This is a genomic window from Variovorax beijingensis, from assembly GCF_003951285.1.
In the GTDB taxonomy this organism is placed as follows: domain Bacteria; phylum Pseudomonadota; class Gammaproteobacteria; order Burkholderiales; family Burkholderiaceae_C; genus Variovorax; species Variovorax beijingensis.
On record NZ_RXFQ01000009.1, the window covers coordinates 58,973 to 80,221 of the forward strand.

A 21,249-nucleotide genomic window follows, 5' to 3' on the forward strand; every position below is an offset into this window, starting at 1 on the left:
TTCGAAGTAGCCCTTTTCGGATTTGCCCATGCCCGATGGAGTAAATTGCCCATAGCCCCATGAACCGCAAAAGCACCACCGTCATTCCGCTCTCCGAGATCGGCCGCGCGCGCCCCGCCGTGGCGGTCCCGGACGTTGCCGTGCCCGCCACCGGGCGGCTGCTCGACCGCCTGGGCCGGCCGCTGACCGACCTGCGCATCAGCGTGACCGACCGCTGCAACTTCCGCTGCAGCTACTGCATGCCCAAGGACGTGTTCGACAAGGACTACCAGTACCTGCCGCACAGCGCGCTGCTGAGCTTCGAGGAAATGACCCGCCTCGCCCGCCTGTTCGCGGCCCATGGCGTGCGCAAGATCCGCCTCACCGGCGGCGAGCCGCTGCTGCGCAAGAACATCGAGGCGCTGATCGGGCAGCTGTCCGAAATCCGCACCCCGGGCGGCGAACCGCTCGCGCTCACGCTCACCACCAACGGCTCGCTGCTGCGGCGCAAGGCGGCCGCGCTGGCCGCCGCTGGCCTGCAGCGCGTGACCGTGAGCCTCGACAGCCTGGATGACGCGGTGTTCCGCCACATGAACGACGTCGATTTTCCGGTGGCCGACGTGCTCGCCGGCATCGAGGCAGCGCTGGCCGCGGGCCTCGGTCCGCTGAAGGTGAACATGGTGGTCAAGCGCGGCACCAACGAGCAGGAAATCCTGCCGATGGCGCGCTACTTCCGAGACCACCATGGCGGCAAGGTGGTGCTGCGCTTCATCGAATACATGGACGTGGGCGCCACCAACGGCTGGCGCATGGACGAGGTGCTGCCCTCGGCCGAGGTCATTGCGCGTATCGGCGCCGAGTTTCCGCTGGTGCCGCTCGAGCCCAGCGCGCCGGGCGAAACCGCCCAGCGATGGGCCTACGCCGATGGCGGTGGGGAAATCGGCGTGATCAGCAGCGTGACCCAGGCCTTCTGCCACGACTGCAGCCGCGCGCGCCTGTCCACCGAGGGCAAGCTCTACCTCTGCCTCTTTGCGAGCGCGGGCCACGACCTGCGCCCCTTGCTGCGCGGCACGGCTACCGACGAGGACATCGGCTCCGCCATCGGCCACATCTGGCAGGGCCGCGCCGACCGCTATTCCGAACTGCGCGCGCTTCGCGGCCCCGAAAGCGGCGAGCACGACGCCAACGACCCCGCGCCGCGCCGCGTCGAAATGAGCTATATCGGCGGATGACCCCAAAAACACAAGAATCCATTTCCCCCGACGAGATCACCGGCCTGCTGCTGGCCGGCGGCCGCGGTTCGCGCATGGGCGGCATCGACAAGGGCCTGCAGAACTTCAATGGCTCGCCGCTCGCCATGCATGCCGTGCTGCGCCTGGGCATGCAGGTGGGCGAGGTCATGATCAATGCCAACCGCAACCTGGCAGCTTATGAGTCCTTCGGCGTTCCGGTGTGGCCCGACAGCCTGGCCGACTATGCCGGCCCGCTGGCGGGCTTCCTGACCGGCCTCGAACGCTGCGAAACACCCTACCTGCTCACCGTGCCCTGCGATACACCGCTGTTTCCGCTCGACCTGGCGAGCCGGTTGGCCGAGGCCCTGGTGGCCAACGACGCGGAAATTGCCATGGTCAGCGCCCCCGAGGCCGCCGCCGAGCCCGGCGCGGCGCCGGTGCTGCGGCCGCAACCGGTGTTCTGCCTGCTGCATACCCCGCTGCTCGAAAGCCTGGTGAACTTCACCCAGTCCGGCGGCCGCAAGATCGACGCCTGGACCGCGCAGCACCGCACGGTGTTCGTGCCCTTCGACCGGCCCGGCGATGCGCCCGACGCCTTCTTCAATGCCAACACGCTGGCCGAACTGCACGCGCTGGAAAACCGATGAGCCGCATCGCCGACATTGCCGCCGCCCTTGCCGGCTATGACCCCCAGGCGTTGAGCGTCCAGGGCGTCCAGGCCTTCCTGGCGCAACTGGTGGCGCCCGCCGTGGTATCGGAGCGCGAAGAAGTCGCGCTGCGCGAAGCGCTCGGCCGCGTACTGGCCGAAGACATCATTTCGCCGGTCAGCGTGCCGCCGCACGACAACTCCGCGATGGACGGCTTCGCCTTCGACGGCGCGATCCTGCGGGACGATTCGCCCACGGACGCATCCGTCGAGCTGCGCGTGGTGGGTACCGCCTTGGCGGGCACGGCCTGGCGCGGCGCGCTGGCTGCCGGCGACGCGGTTCGCATCATGACGGGCGCGGTCATGCCCGAAGGGCTCGACACGGTGATTCCGCAGGAATTCTGCAAGGTCGACGGCGACCGCGTGCGCTTTCCCGCCAAGGTGCTTCGGCGCGGCGACAACCGCCGCTTCGCCGGCGAAGACCTCATGCAGGGCCAGCCGGCCTTGCGGCGCGGCGAGCGCCTGTCGCCCGCCGCGCTGGGCATGGTCGCCAGCCTGGGGCTGCCTTCGGTGCCCGCGCTGCGGCGGCTGCGCGTGGCCTATTTCTCGACCGGCGACGAGATTCTGAGCCTTGGCGAGCCGCCGCGCGAAGGCGCGGTGTACGACAGCAACCGCTACACGGTGTTCGGCCTGCTCACGCGGCTGGGCTGCGAAGTGATCGACCTGGGCCTGGTGCGCGACGATCCGGCCACGCTCGCCGCCACGCTGCAGCAGGCCGCGGGCCAGGCCGACGCCATCATCACCAGCGGCGGCGTGAGTGTCGGCGCCGCCGACCATACGCGCGCCGTGATGCAGCAGCTCGGCGACATGGCTTTCTGGCGCGTGGCCATGCGCCCCGGCCGGCCGATGGCGGTCGGGCTCGTTCCGCGCAACCAGCAGGCCGCGCCGGGCTCGGCGGTGCTCTTCGGCCTGCCCGGCAATCCGGTGGCGGTCATGGTCACCTTTCTTGCCTTCGTGCGGCCCGCCCTGCTGCGCATGATGGGATGCCACGAAATTGCCGCGGCGCCAGCGCCGCTGCTGCGCGCACGCGCCGCGAGCGCCATCCGCAAGAAGCCCGGCCGCACCGAATACCAGCGCGGCTTCGTGCAGGCGGTGGCCGGTGCGCTGCCCGAGGTTCGCATTGCCGGCAACCAGGGCTCCGGCGTGCTGAGCTCGATGGTCGAGGCCAACGGGCTCGTGGTGCTGCACCACGACCAGGGCAATGTGGCCGCGGGCGACGAAGTCGACGTGATGATGCTGGAGGCGTAGCCCGCCACGGGCCGCGCACTTCAGCAGGGGCTCAGATCCGGCCCAGCGCCTTGTCCACGCCCTTGTTGGCAAGCATGTCGGCGCGTTCGTTGCCGACGTCGCCCGAATGGCCCTTGACCCAGCGCCATTCGATCACGTGGCCTCCTTCGGCCACCAGCTTGTCGAGTTTCTGCCAGAGCTCGACGTTCTTGACCGGCTGCTTGGTCGAGGTGCGCCAGCCCTTGGCCTTCCAGCCGCGGATCCATTCGGTGATGCCCATGCGCACGTACTGGCTGTCCAGGTAGAGGATGACCTTGCAGGGCCGTTTGAGCGCGGCCAGGCCCTCGATCACGGCGGTGAGCTCCATCCGGTTGTTGGTGGTGTTGAGTTCGCCGCCGAACAGTTCCTTTTCGGTGGCGCCCGACTTGAGCCACGCGCCCCAGCCCCCAGGGCCGGGATTGCCTTTGCACGCACCATCGGTGTAGATCACGACTTCGTTCAAAACGCTCTTTTCCTTCTTCTTTCAGTATTTCAAAATTCAATCGGCGCGGTCGGCCCTGGCCTTGTGCATCTTGCCTGCAATGGGTACCGGCGCGGTGGCGCGCGCCGCTGCGCGGCGCCAATCGGCGCTCAGCAGGCGCATGCCGCGCACCCGCTTGACGGCCACCAGGAAGTACACCGCGCCGAAGATGGGCCACCAGCGCTCGCCGGCGGTGTCCATCCAGCGGCAGCGCTCGAGCCACGCCTCGCTGCGCACCGCGGGCCGGTAGACGCCGAAGCGTCCCGACTCCACCTCGAAGCTCAGGAGCCGCAGCCAGTCGCGCATGCGCCAGTAGCCGATGAACTCGCCGCCCTCGGGCAGAAAGAGATCGCCGAAGCCGAGCTTGCGGTACAGGTGCGCGCGGCGCTGCCGCATGCCCCAGAGGCTGGCCGGATTGAGCCCGCAGATCACCACGCGGCCCTCGGGTACCAGCACCCGCTCCACTTCGCGCAAGGCCGCGTGGGGGTCCTGGCTCAGCTCCAGCGCATGCGGCAGCACCACCAGGTCGAGGCTGTTGGCGGCAAACGGCAGCGCCGCAAAATCGGTGAACAGCGCAGCCCTGCCGGCCGGCTGGCCGGGGTCGGGCAGGGCCAGCCATCGATGCGGCATGCGGTTGGTGCGCAGGCCATCGACTCCGGCGGCGCCGAGCTGCAGCGCGTGGTAGCCGAAAATATCCGCCACGGCCTCGTCGAACTGGGCCTGCTCCCACGCGAGCAGGTAGCGGCCGGGGGGGGTCGCGAACCAATCCTGCAAACCTATAATTTGACCGCTCATGACCCTTGTTCCGCTGCCCGCCTTCGCTGACAACTACATCTGGATGCTGCAGGACGGGTCCAACGCGATCGTGGTGGACCCGGGCGACGCCCAACCGGTGTTCGACGCCTTGGCGCGCGACAAGCTGCAGCTCGCCGCGATTCTAGTCACGCACCATCATCCCGATCACACCGGCGGCGTGGCCGCGCTCCATGCGGCCACCGGCGCGCCGGTCTTCGGCCCTGCGCGCGAACGCATTCCGGAGCCCTTCAAGCCGCTGTCGCATGGCGACAGCGCCGAGGTGCTCGGGCTGCGCTTTTCGGTCATCGACGTGCCGGGCCACACGGCCGGCCACATCGCGTACTTCCTGCCCGCAAGCGCAGGCCGGGCGCCGCTTCTTTTTTGCGGCGATACGCTGTTCTCCGGCGGCTGCGGCCGGCTGTTCGAAGGCACGCCCGCGCAAATGCTGGCATCGCTCGATGCGCTCGCGGCGCTGCCGGGCGACACCCGCGTGTGCTGCGCGCACGAATACACACTTGCTAACCTGCGTTTCGCCCGCGCGGTGGAACCCGGCAATGCCGATCTGACTCAGTACAGCGCGCGCTGCGAAAGCCTGCGCGCGCAGGGGCAACCCACGCTGCCCTCGCAACTGGCCACCGAACGCCGGATCAACCCCTTTCTTCGCAGCCGCGAAGCCACTGTCCTTAGAGCGGTACGCGAGCACGCCGAGCTTTCCGCCGATGCGGCCGAAGCCGACGTGTTCGCTGCGCTGCGCCAATGGAAAAACGACTTCCGATGAAACTTATCGCTGCTGTCTGCCTTGCAGGCTCACTGTTGCTCGCGGGCTGCGCGGGCACCACCAGCCCATCTTCCTCCTCCACCACCACATCCGCGCAATCCACCGCCGGCGGCACCGGCTCCAAGGCCTCCGGCAGCGCGGCGCCGGTCTACCCGGGCGGACCGCTCACTCCCATCACCAGCAGCGAAGCCCACTCGCAGAGCGTCGTCACGCTGGCGCCGCCTGCCGACATGTGGGACCGCATCCGCCGCGGCTTCAGGATGCCGAACCTCGAAAGCGACCTGGTGCGCGACCGCGAGCAGTGGTATGCCAGCCGGCCCGACTACATCCAGCGCATGACCGAGCGCTCGAACAAGTACATCTTCCACATCGTCGAGGAACTCGAGCGGCGCAACATGCCAACCGAACTCGCGCTGCTGCCGTACATCGAGAGCGCGTTCAACCCGCAGGCCATTTCCAGCGCGCGCGCCGCGGGCATGTGGCAGTTCATGCCGGCCACCGGCACCGACTTCGACCTGAAGCAGAACATCTTCCGCGACGACAGGCGCGACGTGCTGGCGTCGACGCGCGCGGCGCTGGACTACCTGCAAAAGCTCTACGGCATGTTCGGCGACTGGCAGCTCGCCCTGGCCGCCTACAACTGGGGCGAAGGCAGCGTGAGCCGCGCGATCGCCAAGAACCAGCGCCTGGGCCTGCCCACCACCTACAGCGATCTTTCCATGCCGGCCGAAACGCGGCTCTACGTGCCCAAGCTGCAGGCGGTGAAGAACATCGTGGCCAATCCGCAGGCGTTCAACACCGAGCTGCCGCTGATCGCGAACCATCCGTACTTTCAGACCGTGACGCTGACGCGCGACCTCGACGTCGAACTGGCCGCCAAGCTGGCCGACGTCCGGCTCGAGGACTTCCGCGCCCTCAATCCGGCCGCGCACAAGCCGGTGCTGCTTGCCGCGGGCACGCCGCAGATCCTCTTGCCCTGGGACAACGCGGCCGTGTTCCAGCGCAACTTCGACGCGTACTCGCAAGGCCAGTACGCCAGCTGGACGGCATGGGTCGTTCCCAACACCATGACGGTGGCCGATGCGGCCCAGCGCTCGGGCATGAGCGAATCGGACCTGCGCGCGCTCAACAGCATCCCGCCGCGCATGCTCATCAAGGCCGGCTCGACCCTCATCGTGCCGCGTGGCGCCCGCGTCAAGGAGGACGTGACGGCGCTGGTGGCAGACAGCGGCCACCTGAGCTTCCAGCCGGAAATCGTCAATCGCCGCACCACCGTCAAGGCGGGACGCAACGACAGCGTGGCCAGCATCGCGCGCCGCTACAAGCTCAAGCCCGACAGCGTGGCCGAGTGGAACGACGTCAAGCTCAACCATTCGTTCAAGCGCGGCTACAGCGTGGTGGTGTACCTGCCGGTTCGCGCTGCGCCCGAAGCGCGCGTCGGGTCGGGCGCGGCACGGGCTCGCGGCCGAGGCGCCGTTGCCGCCAAGCGCGGCGGCAGTCCGGTGAAGGCGGTTGCTGCACGCGGCAGCAATGTGGTGAAGTCGCCGGCAGGCAAGCAGGTCGTGCGCGAGAAGCGCGGCGGCACGCCGTCGAAGAAGAAAAAGCGCTGAAGCCGACGAACGCAGCGCTAGAGTTTTTCAGTCTCCCCGCTGCGCGGCTGCCACTTCATCAGCCGCTTCTCGATCAGGCCGACCAGGCCGTCGAGCAAGAGCGCAAAGGCCGTCAGCACCACGATGCCGGCAAAGACGGTGTTCACGTCGAAGGTGCCCTCGGCCTGGAGGATCAGGTAGCCCACGCCGCGCGCCGAGCCCAGGTACTCGCCAACCACCGCGCCGACGAAGGCCAGGCCCACCGAGGTGTGCAGGCTCGAGAACACCCAGCTCGTCGCACTCGGCAGGTAGACCGTGCGAAGCAGCTGCCGCTGGTTGGCGCCGAGCATCTTCGCGTTGGCCAGCACCACCGGACTCACCTCGCGCACGCCCTGGTAGACGTTGAAGAACACGATGAAGAACACCAGCGTGACGGCCAGTGCCACCTTGCTCCAGATGCCGAGGCCAAACCACAGCGCGAAGATGGGCGCGAGGATCACGCGCGGCATCGAGTTGGCGGCCTTGATGTAGGGATCGAGGATCAGGCTCGCGGTGGGCGCCAGCGCCAGCCAGAGCCCACAGGCCAACCCGAGCACGGTGCCGATGCCGAAGGCCAGCACCGTCTCGAGCAGCGTGGTGCCCAGGTGCCGGTAGATGTCGGCATTGCCCTTCAGGCCTTCCGGGAACAGCAGGTTCGGCGGCACCTCGAACGGCAGGAACCAGCTCCAGATGCGCCCCGCCACCTGGATCGGCTCGCCAAGGAAAAAGGCGATCTGCTGGTTGCGCGACGCCAGGTGCCAGCCCGCCAGGATGATCGCGAGCAGCACCAGTTGCCAGAGGCGCGCGTTGCGTTCGTTCAGGCGCGGCATCATGCGGCCTTCCTCAGCTGCTGCGCATAGCCCTTGAGCACTTCGTCGCGCAGCACCTCCCAGATCTGCGTATGCAGTTCGACGAAGCGCGGCTGCGTGCGCACCTCGGCCACGTCGCGCGGGCGCGCCAGGTCAATGGCGAACTCGCCGATCGGATGCGTGGCCGGGCCCGCCGACAGCACCACCACGCGGTCGCTCATCGCAATCGCTTCATCGAGATCGTGCGTGATGAAGAGCACCGCCTTCTTCTTCGCGCTCCAGAGTTCGAGCACCTCGTTTTCCATCAACTGGCGCGTCTGGATGTCGAGCGCGCTGAAGGGCTCGTCCATGAGGATGATGTCGGGGTCGAGCACCAGCGTCTGCGCGAGCGCCACGCGCTTGCGCATGCCGCCCGAGAGCTGGTGCGGATAACGGTCGCCAAAGCCCGAGAGGCCCACACGCGAAAGCCAGGCCTCGGCCTGCTGGCGTGCGTCGGCGTCGGGCACGCCGCGGTACTGCAGCCCCACCATCACGTTGTCGATGGCGCTGCGCCACGGCATCAGCGCCTCGGTCTGGAACATGTAGCCGGCGCGCGCGTTCACGCCCGCCAGCGTCTGGCCGAAGACCTTGATGGTGCCCGACGAAGGCTCGAGCAAGCCGGCGCCCACGTTCAGCAAGGTCGACTTGCCGCAGCCCGTGGGGCCCACCACCGAGACGAATTCCCCGGCCCGCACGCGCAGCGTGGTGTCGGCCACTGCGGTGTAGCGCTGGCCCGGATCGTCCTTCGAATGGAAGGTGCAGCTGATGGAGAGAAGCTCGAGTGCGTAGTCGGACATGTTTGGCAGGAATTCTGGCATCGGCCACCAAGAAAAAACCCGGCCGAGGCCGGGTCGCGGGGACGTTCGGAATCAGGCTTTGAACCTGTCTTTCGCACGCCGGGCAAAATCGTTGGTGTAGGTCTTCGCGAGGTCGATCTTGTCGGGCTTCACGGCCGTGTCGAAGCTCGAGATGGCGGTGAGCGCCGTCTTGGGACCGTCGGCCGGCACAAGGCCGTCGGTGGCGATCGATTCGCGCACCTTGTCGAAAGATGCAAGGTACAGCGCGCGGTCGCCGAGCAGGTAGGTTTCGGGCACCGTCTTGATGATGTCGCCGGGCCCGGCCGTCTGCAGCCACTTGAGGCCGTGGACGATGGCATTGGCCAGCGCCTGGCAGGTGTTGGGATTCTTCTGGATGAAGTCGACCGGCGCATAGAGGCAGGCTGCGGGCATGGGTCCGCCAAACACCTGCTGCGTACCCTTGAGCGTGCGCGTATCGCTGATGATCTTCACGTCGCCCTTCTGCTCGAGCATGGTCATGACGGGGTCGGTGTTGCTGATGGCATCGATCTGGCCCGAGCGCAGCGCCGTGAGCGCACCGGCCGCCACGCCCACGCCGATGTAGCTCACGTCGCTGGCCTTGAGGCCGCCACGCGACAGCACCAGGTTGGCCACCATGTTGGTCGAGGAACCCGGTGCCGAGACGCCGATCTTCTTGCCCTTGAGATCCGGAATGCCGGTATAGCCTGCCATGTTCCTGGTCGACACGCCGACCGCGATCTGCGGCGCGCGGCCCTGGAGCACGAAGGCCTGGAAGAACTGGTTCTTGGCCTGCAGGTTGATGGTGTGTTCGTAGGCGCCGGAGCACACGTCCGCCGATCCGCCCACCACGGCCTGCAGCGCGCGTGCGCCGCCTGCGAAATCGGAAATCTCGACGTCGAGACCCTCGGCCTTGAAGTAACCGAGCTGTTCGGAGATGGTGAGCGGCAAATAGTAGAACGCCGCCTTGCCGCCCACTGCAATGGAAATCTTCGTCTTCTCGAGCTTGGCTTGCGCAAAGACCCGCGGCAACGCGATGGTTGCCGCAGCGACTGCGGACACTGTCATGAGGGTTCTGCGATGGAGCATGGAGCAATCCTGCGGGGCGCTTGATTCTGGTGGACTGAATCGAGCTTAGGGGTGCGCCCCCGTTGCCTGCATCGGGGTCATCCCGTGCGGGTTTCCACGTAAGCACGAAGGCCTCCACGAGGCCTGTGCCGAACGGCCTGCTGCGTGCTGGCGCAGAGGCTGTTTGCGCTCTTACCGCGCGATAAAAAGGATCGCGATATTGACCAGGAAACCGAGCGCCCAGACCGCGCTGCGCACGGAGCCGATGCCCTTGATGTAGACCGCGATATAGATCGCACGCAATATGACATAGGCCACCGCCAGCAAGTCGAGCCGCGCCTGATTGGCGCCGAGCTGATGCGCAATGATCACCGCGCCGATGAAGAACGGAAGGCCTTCGAAGCTGTTGGCCTGCGCGCTGTTGGCGCGCGCGCGCCAGCCGTTCTGCTTTGCGGCCCAGTCGCGCGGCTGCACGTTGTCGCGCGGACCGAAGCTGCCGGCCTTGGCGATCCATGCCGCGAGATACGGCAGGCCGCATGCGATGAACACGCACCAGTAGGCGACGGTGAGCAAGGAAAAAGTCATGGGGGTTGCTTGTCTCCGTTCAACACAGCGGCTGCAGCGGCCACTGCGCGCTATCGGCGGTCCACCAGGGCATGCGCGATGGTGCCGAGATCCACGTATTCGAGTTCGCTGCCGGCGGGCACGCCGCGCGCGAGGCGCGTCACGTTGAGGCCGCGCTGCCGGAGCGCTTCGCCGATCACGTGCGCGGTGGCTTCGCCCTCCGCCGTGAAGTTGGTGGCCAGGATGACCTCGCTCACGGTGCCGTCCAGCGCGCGGTCGAAGAGCTTCTGCAGGCCGATGTCCTTGGGCCCGATGCCGTCGAGCGGACTGAGCTTGCCCATCAGCACGAAGTAGTAGCCGCGAAAGGCCCCGGTGCGCTCGAGCGCGGCCTGGTCGGCGGGCGTCTCGACCACGCAGAGCTTGCCCGCGTCGCGGCGCGTGTCCAGGCACACGTTGCAGACCGGCGCTTCGGTGAAAGTGTTGCAGCGCTCGCAGTGCCGCACGTTGCCAGCCGCCTGCTGCAAGGCGCGCGCAAGCAGCTGCGCGCCCTCGCGGTCATGCTGCAGCAGATGGAACGCCATGCGCGAGGCCGACTTGACGCCGACGCCCGGCAGGCGGCGCAGCGCATCGACCAGGGCGTCGAGCGAACTGGCGTCGGCCATCAATGGCTCAGAACGGCAGCTTCATGCCGGGCGGGAGGCCCGGCATGCCCGCGGTGAGCTTGCCCATCTTCTGTTCGCTGGTTTCCTCGGCCTTGCGCACCGCGGCATTGAAGGCGGCGGCCACGAGGTCTTCGAGCATGTCCTTGTCGTCAGCCAGGAGGCTCGGGTCGATGGTGATGCGCTTGACGTCGTGCTTGCAGGTCATCACGACCTTGACCAGGCCCGCGCCCGACTCGCCTTCGACCTCGATGGTGGCCAGTTCTTCCTGGGCCTTCTTGAGGTTGTCCTGCATTGCCTGCGCCTGCTTCATGAGGCCGGCCAGTTGTCCTTTGTTGAACATCGTTGGTCCTGATTGGTTGGAATGGGGGAAGGATAAGAGAGATGGCGGCCGATGCCGAATGCCGCAAGAGCCGGCACGGTTTTTCAGTGGCGTTCCGTCAGGCGGGCTTGAGTGTTCCAGGCACGATCTTCGCATCGAATTCGCGCATCAGCATCTGCACTTCGGGATCGCTGCGGATGGCCTCCTCGGCCACGCGCTGGCGCTCGTCGGCCGCCTGCTTGTTGCGGCGCGCGGGGCTGTCGACCACGCCGCCGATCTCGATGGCGAGCTTAACGCCGTGGCCCAGCGCGGCCAGCGCATCCGTGAGTTTCTCGCGGGCCGAAGGCTGGTTGAGCAGTTCGCGCTCGACGCGAAGTATCCACTGGTCGACGTCGCGCGCCACCAGTTGCGACTGCAGCGCGAGTTCGCGCGCCAGGGCGTTGATGCTCTCGGCCGCGATCATCTGCGTGACCGTGGCGTGCCAGAAGTCGCCGTCCTCGCTCGGCGGAATCGGCGGCGCCGGTCCGCGCTGCTCGTCGGGGCGCGGCACGTCCCGCTGGCTCGGCGGCGGCTGCACGCGCATGGGAACGGCAAGCACCCGCGGTGCCTCTGCAGCCGGCGAGGGCTCGGTCTCGGCGGCAGGCCGGGGCCCGCCCTGCCGCACCGGCTCGCTGACCACGGCCAAGCGCTGGCCGGCCGGCGCCGGGTTGGATCGAGGCACCGGCGCAGCGACAGAAATCGACGCTGGCGCTGCGGCGATCTCCGCCGTGCCCCGAGCCGACGCTACGGTCGCAGGGACCGAAACCGCCCCGGGGGCTTCATTCAGAGTTTTTTTTTCCGTGGAGGCCGGGGAAGCGGCCGCACTGGAGGGCTTGAAGGCCAGAAGCCTGAGCAGCACCATGGTCAGCGCCGCGTACTCGTCGGGCGCCAGACCCAGCTCGCCGCGCCCGTGCAGGCACAGGCTGTAGAGCAACTGGGTTTCGTCGGCCGGCATCAGCGACGCGAGGCGCGCCGTGTCGGCCGCGTCGGGGTCGGTCGCCGAATCGGCCGACTCCGCCCGCGACGGCACCGCCTGCAGCACGGCCATGGCCTGCAGCACCGCGGTCATTTCTTCCAGCGTGGACGCGGCGGACATGCCGTCGCGCCGCAGCGCCTCGGAGGTGTCGACCACCGTCCTGCCATCGCCCAGTGCCAGCGCCTCGATCAGCTTGAACACATGGCCGCGGTCCACGCTGCCGAGCATCTGGCGCACGCCGTTTTCGAGAAGTTCGCCGTTGCCGAAGGCAATGGCCTGATCGGTGAGCGACAGCGCATCGCGCATCGAACCGCGTGCGGCGCGCGCCAGCAGGCGCAGCGCCTGCGGCTCGGCCGGCACCTGTTCGGCCTGCAGCACGCTCGTGAGGTGCTCCAGCACCGTCTCGGGCGCCATCGGCCGCAGGTTGAACTGCAGGCAGCGCGACAGCACCGTGACCGGCACCTTTTGCGGATCGGTGGTCGCGAGCACGAACTTGAGGTATTCCGGCGGCTCCTCGAGCGTCTTCAGCATCGCGTTGAACGCGGTGTTGGTGAGCATGTGCACTTCGTCGATCATGAAGACCTTGAAGCGCCCCTGCACCGGCTTGTAGACCGCCTGCTCGAGCAGCGACTGCACCTCGTCCACGCCGCGGTTCGATGCCGCGTCGAGTTCGGTGTAGTCGACGAAACGGCCCGAGTCGATGTCCTTGCAGGCCTGGCATACCCCGCAAGGCGTGGCCGTGATGCCACCCTGCCCGTCCGGTCCCTGGCAGTTGAGCGACTTGGCCAGAATGCGCGAGACGGTGGTCTTGCCCACGCCCCGCGTTCCGGTGAAAAGATAGGCGTGATGCAGGCGCTGCGTGGTCAACGCGTTCTCGAGCGCCTGCACCACGTGCCCCTGACCGACCATCTCACCGAAGGTTTTCGGACGGAACTTGCGAGCGAGCACGAGATAAGACATTGCGGGCATTCTAAAAGGCGCCGCACCCGTTCCCGGAGCTCCCCCGGAATCAAAAAATGGCCCTGCCTTTTTCGCGGGATACCGCGGAACCGGCTCCGCCGGGCCGCTGGTATCGCCCCGGCAGGGGGTGGGCGAAGCGACACGAAGTGCGCGCAGCCTGGGGGGTTACAATAAGCCTTGACGGGCCTCCCTGCATGGTGAAGTGGCCAACCGGGTCAGGTGGGGAACCAAGCAGCCCTAACTGCGTAGTCAGTGCCAGGGGTAAGGCTCGTCAACCTAACATCAAAAAGCCGTGAGTTCGCAAGGACTTGCGCGCATCAGGGGCGGCAAGCCCCAGACAGCGGAATTCGATCCTCGCCAAATCTGCGGCTTCGTTCGTGAACAAATGCGTTGTCTTTCCGGGTTCCCCCGGACTCAAGCTTGCCCGTTGTGTCCTTCGGGAATAGGCTCTGCGCGGATTCGATCTTGAATCTGGCAGGAGGATCGGCGACATCGGCGCCAACGTCCTCCGCACCATAGGAGCATTCAGATGGCAGGCTGGTTTGAACTGAACAAGAGCGCCAACGCTCAGTACTATTTCGTTCTCAAGGCAGGCAACGGCGAAAGCGTCCTGAGCAGCGAACAGTACGCTGCCAAGAACTCGGCGGAAAACGGCATTGCCTCCGTGCAGGCCAATTGCACAGCGGAAGATCGCTACGAAAAGAAAACTGCCTCCAATGGAAAGCTGTTCTTCAACCTCAAGGCCGCAAACCATCAGGTCATCGGCACGAGCCAGATGTATGGCTCCGAGCAGACGCGCGAAACAGGCATTGCCTCGGTGAAGACGAACGGCACCACGAAGACCATCAAGGACAACACCTGATGATGGAATGCAAGCCCGAACAAGGCTTGCAAGCTCCCATCTCGGCAGAAGATCGAACGGCGCGTGCCCTCAGAAGCCCTGCCGCTCGATCGCTCCGTGCGCCGCGGCAGCGCCGCTGGCCATCGATGCCGTCAGCAGGTAGCCGCCAGTCGGCGCCTCCCAGTCGAGCATTTCCCCCGCCACGAACACGCCCGGCACCGCGCTGGCCATGAGCCGTTCGTCGAGCGCCTCGAAGCGCACGCCGCCTGCAGTGCTGATGGCTTCGTCGATGGGCCGGGTTGCGACCAGCCGCAGCGGCACGGCCTTGATCGTCGCCGCCAGCTGCGCGGGGTCTTGCATCGCCTCGCGGCTCAGCGCCTCGTGCAGCACGCCGGCCTTGATGCCCTCCAGCCCCAGCCGGCTCTTCAGATGGCTGCTGAGCGAGCGGGCGCCGCGCGGATGCTTCACTGCGGCCAGCACCTGCTCGGCACTGCGGTCGGGCAGCAGATCGAGCAGCAGCGTCGCGCTGCCGTGCACGGCGATCTCGTCGCGCAGCAATGCCGAAGCGGCATAGATCAGGCTGCCCTCAATGCCTTTGGCAGTTGCGACGAACTCGCCCTTGCGCGCAAAGCGGCGCCCCTGGCTGTCGGTGAACGAAATCGCGACCGACTTGAACGGCTGGCCCGCAAAGCGGCTCGCGAAATGCTCACTCCACCCTGCCCCGTCGAAGCCGCAGTTGGCAGGCAGCAGCGGCGCGACATCGATACCGCGCTCTTGCAGCCACGGCGCCCATGCGCCATCGGAGCCCAGCCGCGCCCAGCTCGCACCACCCAGTGCGAGCACCACCGCATCGGCCTTGACGATGGCCTCGCCCGCGGGAGTGGCGAAGCGCAGCGAGCCCGCGGCCAGCGATGCATCGCCAAGCCAGCGGTGGCGCATATGAAACTGCACACCCGCCGCGCGCAGCCGGTGCAGCCAGGCGCGCAGCAGCGGCGCGGCTTTCATGTCGGTCGGAAACACGCGGCCCGAGGTGCCGACGAAGGTCTCGACGCCAAGGCCCGCCGCCCATTCGCGCACCTGCTGCGGGCCGAAGCGGGCAAGCATCGGTTCGAGCTGCGCACGGCGTTCGCCGAACCGGCTCATGAACACGTCGAAAGGCTCCGAATGCGTGAGGTTCAGCCCGCCGCGGCCGGCCAGCAGGAACTTGCGGCCCACCGAGGGCATGGCGTCGTAGACGTGCACCTGCACGCCGGACGCGCTCAGGATTTCGGCCGCCATGAGGCCGGCCGGTCCGCCGCCGATCACGGCGACGGTTTGGGAAAGAGTCATTCGAGAGTTACCAGTTCGCCCTGCCCGGTCAGGAACGCGGCGCGCACCAAGGCACCGGGGTAGGCATGTTGCACGGCCGCGCGGTAGCGCTGCATCTGTGCGATCAATTCCGCGTCCCGTTCGGGGCGCGCCGCAGATTTGTAGTCGAGGATCCACCAGGCACCGCTGGCGCGCTCGCGCACCAGCCGGTCGATGCGCAGTGTCTCGCCTTCGTGGACCAGCGTCACTTCGTTGCCGTGCCAGTCGATCATGCGCTCATCCCACGCCCAGGCGCCGGCCCCCGCGCGAATGCGCTCGGCCAGCACCGTGGCGCCGCGCGCCTGTTGCGCGTCGAGCATGAATTCGCGGGCTGCGGCGCGCACGTGTGCGGGCGGCAGCGCCTCGCCCGGCAGGGCCCATTCGAGCAGCCGGTGCATCGCCTCGCCGAAGGCCGCAGCCCGCGCATCGACGGTAGCGCCAGCGGCTTTCCTCGTGGCCGGTGATTCCTTGGCCGCAGGTGCGAGGACGGGCATCTTCTTCATCGAGAAACTGCCAGCCCCGGTCTCCACCGGCAACGCGAGCAGCGGCTCATCGGCCTCGACGGGCTCGCACATCGATTCGAGCCGCGACCACCAGCTGCCCTCGTTGGCCCGGGCCGGCTGCACTGACGACAGCACGAGGCGTTCGCGCGCCCTCGTGGTCGCGACGTAGAGGCCGTTGAGCTCCTCGCGATGGCGCGCGCGCTGTTCTTCCTCGAGCAGCGTGGCCGCGCAGCCGGGCGGCGCTTTTTCGCTCGCCAGGAACACGAAGCGGGTGGGCGCGCTGTCGCTGCCTTTCCATTCGACCAGCACGCCCATGGTCTGGGCACGCGGCGGCGGCGCATCGCAGTCGAGCATGAGGACGGTGTCGGCCTCGAGGCCCTTGGCGCCGTGCACGGTGAGCAGTTGCACTGCATCAGGCACGGCGACGGATGGCGCCCTGACGCCGCCGGCGCGCAGCGCGCGCACCAGCGCATAGGGCGTGGCAAAGCGCGCGCCCTCGATCTCGAGCGAAGCCGCCAGAAGCCCGCGCAGATTGGCCAGCGCACTCTGGCGCATGGCCGAAGGCATGGCGGCGCCGAACCTGGCCAGCACGTCGCCATCGTGAAAGATCGCACTGAGCGCATCGTGCGGCGGCAATGCGGCGAGCCAGCGCTGCCACTGCTTGAGCCTGGCGCCTGCCGCGACCAGTTCCGCCGGCAGGCCCTCGCCTTTCTGGATCAGCGCGAACCAGCTCGACGAGGGGTGCTCGCGCTGGCGCAGCGCCAATTGCACCAGCGCATCGTCGCCGATGCCGAAGAGCGGCGACTTGAGCGCGCGCGCCAGCGAGAGGTCGTGCGCGGGCGACACCAGCGCATCGATCAGCCCCACCACGTCCTGCACTTCGGGGGCGTCGTGCAGTTCGTTCTTCTCGGGCTGCTGCACGGGAATGTGGCGCTGGCGCAGCGCGTCCTGCATGGCGGACAGCCGGTTGCGGCGGCGCGCCAGCACCATGATCTGGCGCGGCGGCGTGCCGTCGGCAATGCGCTGCGCGACCCAGCGCGCGGCCTGCTCGCATTCCTTTTGCAGCAGCTGCTCTTCGGGCAGCACCCGCGGCGTGACGAGGCTGTCGCGCCAGTGCAGCACGCCGTCGTCCGCGGGCGCGGCCTCGGCTGCGGCATCGAGGGCGCCGCGATCGATGGGCGGGAGCTTGAGCAGCTCGCCCTGGTCGTTGCGTTCGGTGGTGTGCGCGCGATAGCCGTCGAACTCGCCGGCGTCCTGCGCGGCCAGCATCGCCTGGTTGACGAGGCCGACCACCGCACGCGCGTTGCGGTGGGTGTGGTCGCAGTTGAGCAGCTCGCCGCCCAGCCCTTCGCGCACGAATTTCTTCGCGGCGATGAACACCTGCGGCTCGGCACGGCGGAAGCGGTAGATGCTCTGCTTCGGGTCGCCCACGATGAAGACGCGCGGCGCCTTGCCGCCCGCGCCGGTGTAGGCGCTGAGCCAGCCATAGAGCGCCTGCCACTGCAGCGGATTGGTGTCCTGGAACTCGTCGATCAGCAGGTGCGCGATGCGCGCATCGAGCCGCTCCTGCACCCAGCCCGACAGCGCCGACTGGCCCAGCAGCAATTGCGCGGCCTGTTCGACGTCGTTCATGTCGACCCAGCCGTGGGCGCGCTTGACCTCGGCGAAGGCGGAGATCAAAAGGCGCGTGAGGCGCGTCATGCGCTGCTGGTAGAGCCAGGCCGCGTGCTGGGCCTGCGCGGCGCACAGCGTCTGGAGCTCGGCCTCGGCTTCTTGCGCGGCAGGGTATTTCTGCAGGTTCTTGTTGAGCCGGTCTTCGGTGGCGACGAAGAAATTCTTGCGCAGGTGCGCGAGCGCGGCCGCGAGCGACTCCTGCGGCGGCTCGCCGGTGCCGAACACGTCGATGACCGCCTCGGCCGCTTTCTGCGGCGTCTTGTTGGCTTCGCGGCCGAGCGCGGCGGCGCGGTCGAGCCAGCGGCGCCGGGCCTGCTCCCCGCGCAGTGCACCGGTCGGTTCGTCCAATCCCTCGAGCGACGGATGGAGTGCGCTGAAATGCTGCACCGCCGACGCCGGGTCGGACAGCGAGAACTCGACCCGGCGCGTGAGCGCTTCGCCCAGGGCCTTGGCGGTCTGCGACCGGCCATAGGTGGCAACGACGGCGTAGTAGTCGGCCAGCGCCTCCTTGTCGGCTGCCACCGCTTCGAAGAAGGGCCGCCAGGTCCGCGAACGCGCCTCGGCATCGTCCTCGAGCAGTTCGTAGTTCGCGGGCAGGCCGAGTTCGCGCAGCACCGCCAGCGGCGCATTGCGCAGCAGGCCCGCGAACCAGGCGTGGAAGGTGCGGAACTGTACCGGCCGGCCGCCTTCGAGCAGGCGCCTGTAGAGGCCTTGCAGGCGCGGCACGGCGGCAAGTGCGGCATCGGGCCCGACGCCGCGGCTCACGAGTTCGCGCACCAGCTCCTCGGGGCTGCGCTCGGCGAACTGCTCGAGCCATTGGTCGAGCCGCTCGCGCATTTCGCCGGCGGCTTTCTTGGTGAAGGTGATGGCCAGGATCTCGTGCGGCTCGCAAGCGGATTCGCCCTCTTCGAGCAGCGCGCGCAGGATGCGCGACACCAGCATCCAGGTCTTGCCCGCGCCGGCGCAGGCTTCGACGGCCACCGAGCGCCGCGGATCGCAGGCGACCGTGTAGAAGGCCTCGCGTGTGACGTGCCGGCCGTTGTGTTCGTAGGCGGCGCCGTTCATTGCGCGGGCCCTCCCTCGGCCGGAGACGAAAGCGGGGGCTGCTCGATCTCCCAGAAATCTTTTCTGCAAAGCCCGCGCGCCGCGCAGTAGTCGCAGACCGCGCCCTCCCCCAGCGGCGGCAGCGCCGCGCCCTGGGCGATGCGGGTGAAATCGTCGAGGATGCCGGCCACCAGCGCATCGCGCGCCTCCACCACCACCGGCTGCTCGACGGTCTGCGTGCCGGACGACTTCTCGCCGACGTTGACGTAGGCCGCGCGCAGCGTGTCGTCGGCCACCAGCGCGGCATAGAAGGCGAGCTGCGTGTCCTCGGTCGGGTCTTTCACGCGCTCCTTGGTCACCGCGGCCGATTCGGTCTTGTAGTCGATCACGAAGGCCTGGCCGTCCGGCATGCGGTCGATGCGGTCCAGCCGGCCGACCAGCTGCAGGTTGCCCAGCGGCTGCTCCATCCAGGGCTCGGACTCGGCAAAGACGGCGCCGCTCGCCTCGTGTCCGGCAAGCCATTGAAGGTAGCCGTCGCGCACCGCCGGCCACGCCGCGGCGAACGGCAGGAACTCGGCATCGGACAATCCGAACTCGCGCGTGGCGCGCTCGGCCGCCGCGCCGAGGTACGCCAGGCGCTCAGCGACGTCGCTGGTCGGCTTCTCTTTCAGCGTCTCGTGGAAATGGCCCAGCACGGCATGCAGCCAGTTGCCGAAGTCGCGCTTGTCGACCTCGGCATCGAGTTCGTCGGCACTGCGCAGGCCCAATTGCCGCAGCGCGAAGAAACGGTAGGGGCAGCGGCGCAGGTCTTCGTAGACGCTGGTGGAAATGTTGCGCAATGACAGCAGCGCCCCGGACGGGGTCGGATACAGGGTCGGCTGCAGCGCCACCTCGCGCGGCGTGCGCGGGTCCGCCACCATCTGCAAGGCGTGGTCGAGCTGCAGCGCCTGCACCAGCGGGCTCGGGCGCACCGGCTCGCCGCTCGCATCGGACTGGCGCCACAGCACTTCGCAGCATGGGTTGCACAAGGCCGCGGCCCAGGCCGAGCGCTGCGCAGCCTCGAGCGTCTCGCGTGCGGGCAGGCCCAGCTCGGCGCGCTGCGCGGCGCTCCAGTTGCCGGGCGGCTCGGGCGATGCGGGCAGGCGCCGGTCGTCGCAACCGGGAATGACCACGGCGCCGAACGCGCGGCCGAGCAGTTGGTGCAGCGGCAGCACCACCACCTGCGGCGCCTCGCTGCCGGCGGGCGGCACGAAGCTCGCGTCCTCCAGCACGTCGCGCACCCAGGCCGTGAACTCGGCCAGGGTGTGGCGTCCGCCGGGAAATTCGTCGTCGTCGCCGTGGGCATCGGCATCGAGCCACAAGGCGCCGATCACCTTGGCGCCGGCCATGTCGGCTGCGAGCGGCTCCCATTGCTCCCCGGCCTCCAGCAATTCGCGCAGGGCGCGCAGCCATTCGGCCAGGGGCCGCGAGCGGGCCATGGCCATGCGGCGGCCCTCGACAGCCTCGGTGAAAGGCAGCAGCGCGATGTCCTGCGGCTTCTCGCTGCGCGCGGCCTGGCCGCACCAGGCGGACCACTCGCGCACGCCTTCGCGCCGCAGCCGGGCTTCGAGCGCCTGGACGGCGAGCGCATCGCCGTCGGCGCCGCTCTTGAGCCATTCGAGCACTTGGTCGCTGCCGGCGTCGTGCGCGCAGGCGCGCAGCGCGCTCATCACGGTGGCGGCGGCGCGCGTGGTGGAGAGCTTCCAGCCGGTTTCGTCGTGCGCCGTGACACCCTGCGCCTGGAGCTGCGCGCCGATGCGCCGCGTGAGCGCCCGGTCGGTCGCGATCAGCGCCACCGGTGCGCGGCCCTCGGCCAGGTGCCGCAGCACGCAGGCAGCGGCGAGTTCGGCTTCGTCTTCGGGGTCGGTGGCGACATGCGCGGCTGCCGCGGTGGCCGCAGGGCTTGCGGGCACCAGCGAGAGATGGATGGCGCGATCGCCCCACAGGCTGCAGAGCGTCTGCGTGAGCGGATCGGCCTGGAAGCCTTCGAGCACGATCAGCGCATCGACCTGCGCACGTACCGTGTCGCGCAGCAGCACGTCGGTCGCGTAGCCCGAGTTGGCGGCCCAGGCCACCGCGACGCGGATCAGCGCGCTCTCGATGCGGAACCATTCCGACTCGCTGCCCGCATCGGCCACCTGGGCCGCGCGCTGCGCCCATTCGCTGCCGCGAACCTCGGGCAGCGCGGCGGCCGCCAGGGGCGCCAGCTGGTAGGCCAGCTCGACCACGCGTCCGGCCAGCGCGAAGCGTTCGGCGGCAAAGCCGGCCTGCGACAGCAGCGCCTGAGCCGTGACCAGGTCGCGCGCCATGTCGAATGCAATGTCGTAGCCCGTGGGCAGGAAGCCGCCCGCGCTGCGCGCCCAGTTGCGCGTGGTCTCGAAGCGCGGCGCGAAGCCCGGGCTGCCGCAGCGCGACCACATGCCGTGGGCCACACCCATCAATTGCGCATACGGCACCAGCACCACGGTGCGCGCCGCATGCAGCCCGTGCTGCGCAATGGCGCCGGCAATGCGCGCAACGACGCCGCCGGCGGGGTCGCACCACAGGGCCTGGACGGGGTGGCCTTCGTTCATGTTCTATCGAGGGGTTGGAGGGCGTGGAGGCGCAACGCGCAAAGGGCTTTTGCTATCGGCGCCATAGCGTTCCCGCATGGCACCCCACCCCTTGGTTTCTGTCACAATGACC

The 21,249-nt window shown here is 68.4% G+C and carries 18 protein-coding genes and 1 other RNA gene; 7 read left to right on the top strand and 12 right to left on the bottom strand.

From position 1 onward, the window contains the following. Positions 1 to 59 precede the first annotated feature (59 nt). Genes moaA through moeA form a run of 3 tightly spaced genes read left to right on the top strand, consistent with a single transcriptional unit; the run spans position 60 to position 3,165 of the window. Positions 60 to 1,211, top strand: coding sequence for a GTP 3',8-cyclase MoaA (gene moaA, locus EJO66_RS17140; protein ID WP_124957751.1), 1,152 nt, complete (start codon positions 60 to 62; stop codon positions 1,209 to 1,211). Next, a complete protein-coding gene (mobA, locus tag EJO66_RS17145; RefSeq protein ID WP_125965679.1) occupies positions 1,208 to 1,858 on the top strand; it encodes a molybdenum cofactor guanylyltransferase MobA in 651 nt (216 codons plus the stop codon). The genes moaA and mobA overlap by 4 nt, the downstream gene beginning before the upstream one ends. After that, complete coding sequence (moeA, locus tag EJO66_RS17150) at positions 1,855 to 3,165, top strand: molybdopterin molybdotransferase MoeA (protein ID WP_124957749.1); 1,311 nt, start codon at positions 1,855 to 1,857, stop codon at positions 3,163 to 3,165. Before mobA ends, moeA begins: the two co-directional genes overlap by 4 nt. Before the next feature lie 31 nt (positions 3,166 to 3,196). On the opposite strand, the gene rnhA is transcribed toward moeA, so the two are convergent. Next, positions 3,197 to 3,646 (bottom strand): ribonuclease HI, encoded by a 450-nt coding sequence (gene rnhA, locus EJO66_RS17155; RefSeq protein ID WP_012747450.1) that lies wholly within the window; start codon positions 3,644 to 3,646, stop codon positions 3,197 to 3,199. Between the two features lie 36 nt (positions 3,647 to 3,682). Further along, entirely contained in the window at positions 3,683 to 4,438 is a 756-nt protein-coding gene (locus EJO66_RS17160; RefSeq protein WP_124957951.1) for a class I SAM-dependent methyltransferase, read from the bottom strand. Positions 4,439 to 4,457: 19 nt separating this feature from the next. Between EJO66_RS17160 and gloB the strand changes: the two genes are divergently transcribed. Both gloB and EJO66_RS17170 read left to right on the top strand, forming a co-directional pair. Continuing rightward, the gene (gloB, locus tag EJO66_RS17165; RefSeq protein WP_124957748.1) at positions 4,458 to 5,237 is read left to right on the top strand and encodes a hydroxyacylglutathione hydrolase; all 780 of its coding nucleotides are present in this window, start codon (positions 4,458 to 4,460) and stop codon (positions 5,235 to 5,237) included. Then, entirely contained in the window at positions 5,234 to 6,847 is a 1,614-nt protein-coding gene (locus EJO66_RS17170) for a transglycosylase SLT domain-containing protein (protein ID WP_124957747.1), read from the top strand. Before gloB ends, EJO66_RS17170 begins: the two co-directional genes overlap by 4 nt. A gap of 17 nt (positions 6,848 to 6,864) precedes the next feature. On the opposite strand, the gene EJO66_RS17175 is transcribed toward EJO66_RS17170, so the two are convergent. From EJO66_RS17175 to dnaX, 7 genes are all read right to left on the bottom strand, one after another. Next, complete coding sequence (locus EJO66_RS17175; protein WP_124957746.1) at positions 6,865 to 7,698, bottom strand: ABC transporter permease; 834 nt, start codon at positions 7,696 to 7,698, stop codon at positions 6,865 to 6,867. After that, positions 7,695 to 8,510: an ABC transporter ATP-binding protein gene (locus EJO66_RS17180; RefSeq protein WP_124957745.1), complete on the bottom strand. Its 816-nt coding sequence runs from the start codon at positions 8,508 to 8,510 to the stop codon at positions 7,695 to 7,697. Before EJO66_RS17180 ends, EJO66_RS17175 begins: the two co-directional genes overlap by 4 nt. Positions 8,511 to 8,582: 72 nt before the next feature. Then, the gene (locus tag EJO66_RS17185) at positions 8,583 to 9,617 is read right to left on the bottom strand and encodes an ABC transporter substrate-binding protein (RefSeq protein WP_124957744.1); all 1,035 of its coding nucleotides are present in this window, start codon (positions 9,615 to 9,617) and stop codon (positions 8,583 to 8,585) included. A 171-nt stretch (positions 9,618 to 9,788) separates the two neighbouring features. Then, positions 9,789 to 10,181: an MAPEG family protein gene (locus EJO66_RS17190; RefSeq protein ID WP_124957743.1), complete on the bottom strand. Its 393-nt coding sequence runs from the start codon at positions 10,179 to 10,181 to the stop codon at positions 9,789 to 9,791. 50 nt (positions 10,182 to 10,231) lie between these two features. Beyond that, positions 10,232 to 10,822, bottom strand: coding sequence for a recombination mediator RecR (gene recR / locus EJO66_RS17195; protein WP_025569363.1), 591 nt, complete (start codon positions 10,820 to 10,822; stop codon positions 10,232 to 10,234). 7 nt (positions 10,823 to 10,829) lie between these two features. Then, the gene (locus EJO66_RS17200) at positions 10,830 to 11,162 is read right to left on the bottom strand and encodes a YbaB/EbfC family nucleoid-associated protein (protein ID WP_012747441.1); all 333 of its coding nucleotides are present in this window, start codon (positions 11,160 to 11,162) and stop codon (positions 10,830 to 10,832) included. 97 nt (positions 11,163 to 11,259) lie between these two features. Further along, the gene (dnaX, locus tag EJO66_RS17205) at positions 11,260 to 13,116 is read right to left on the bottom strand and encodes a DNA polymerase III subunit gamma/tau (RefSeq protein ID WP_124957742.1); all 1,857 of its coding nucleotides are present in this window, start codon (positions 13,114 to 13,116) and stop codon (positions 11,260 to 11,262) included. Positions 13,117 to 13,295: 179 nt separating this feature from the next. On the opposite strand from dnaX, the gene ffs reads away from it, so the two are divergent. Then, positions 13,296 to 13,392, top strand: an RNA gene (ffs, locus tag EJO66_RS17210) — signal recognition particle sRNA small type. A gap of 253 nt (positions 13,393 to 13,645) precedes the next feature. Next, positions 13,646 to 13,978: a YegP family protein gene (locus EJO66_RS17215; RefSeq protein WP_124957741.1), complete on the top strand. Its 333-nt coding sequence runs from the start codon at positions 13,646 to 13,648 to the stop codon at positions 13,976 to 13,978. 69 nt (positions 13,979 to 14,047) lie between these two features. On the opposite strand, the gene EJO66_RS17220 is transcribed toward EJO66_RS17215, so the two are convergent. Genes EJO66_RS17220 through EJO66_RS17230 form a run of 3 tightly spaced genes read right to left on the bottom strand, consistent with a single transcriptional unit; the run spans position 14,048 to position 21,137 of the window. After that, positions 14,048 to 15,286, bottom strand: coding sequence for a TIGR03862 family flavoprotein (locus EJO66_RS17220; protein ID WP_124957740.1), 1,239 nt, complete (start codon positions 15,284 to 15,286; stop codon positions 14,048 to 14,050). After that, a complete protein-coding gene (locus tag EJO66_RS17225; protein WP_125965680.1) occupies positions 15,283 to 18,546 on the bottom strand; it encodes a UvrD-helicase domain-containing protein in 3,264 nt (1,087 codons plus the stop codon). The genes EJO66_RS17220 and EJO66_RS17225 overlap by 4 nt, the downstream gene beginning before the upstream one ends. Further along, complete coding sequence (locus EJO66_RS17230; protein ID WP_125965681.1) at positions 18,543 to 21,137, bottom strand: PD-(D/E)XK nuclease family protein; 2,595 nt, start codon at positions 21,135 to 21,137, stop codon at positions 18,543 to 18,545. Before EJO66_RS17230 ends, EJO66_RS17225 begins: the two co-directional genes overlap by 4 nt. Positions 21,138 to 21,249: the final 112 nt, after the last annotated feature.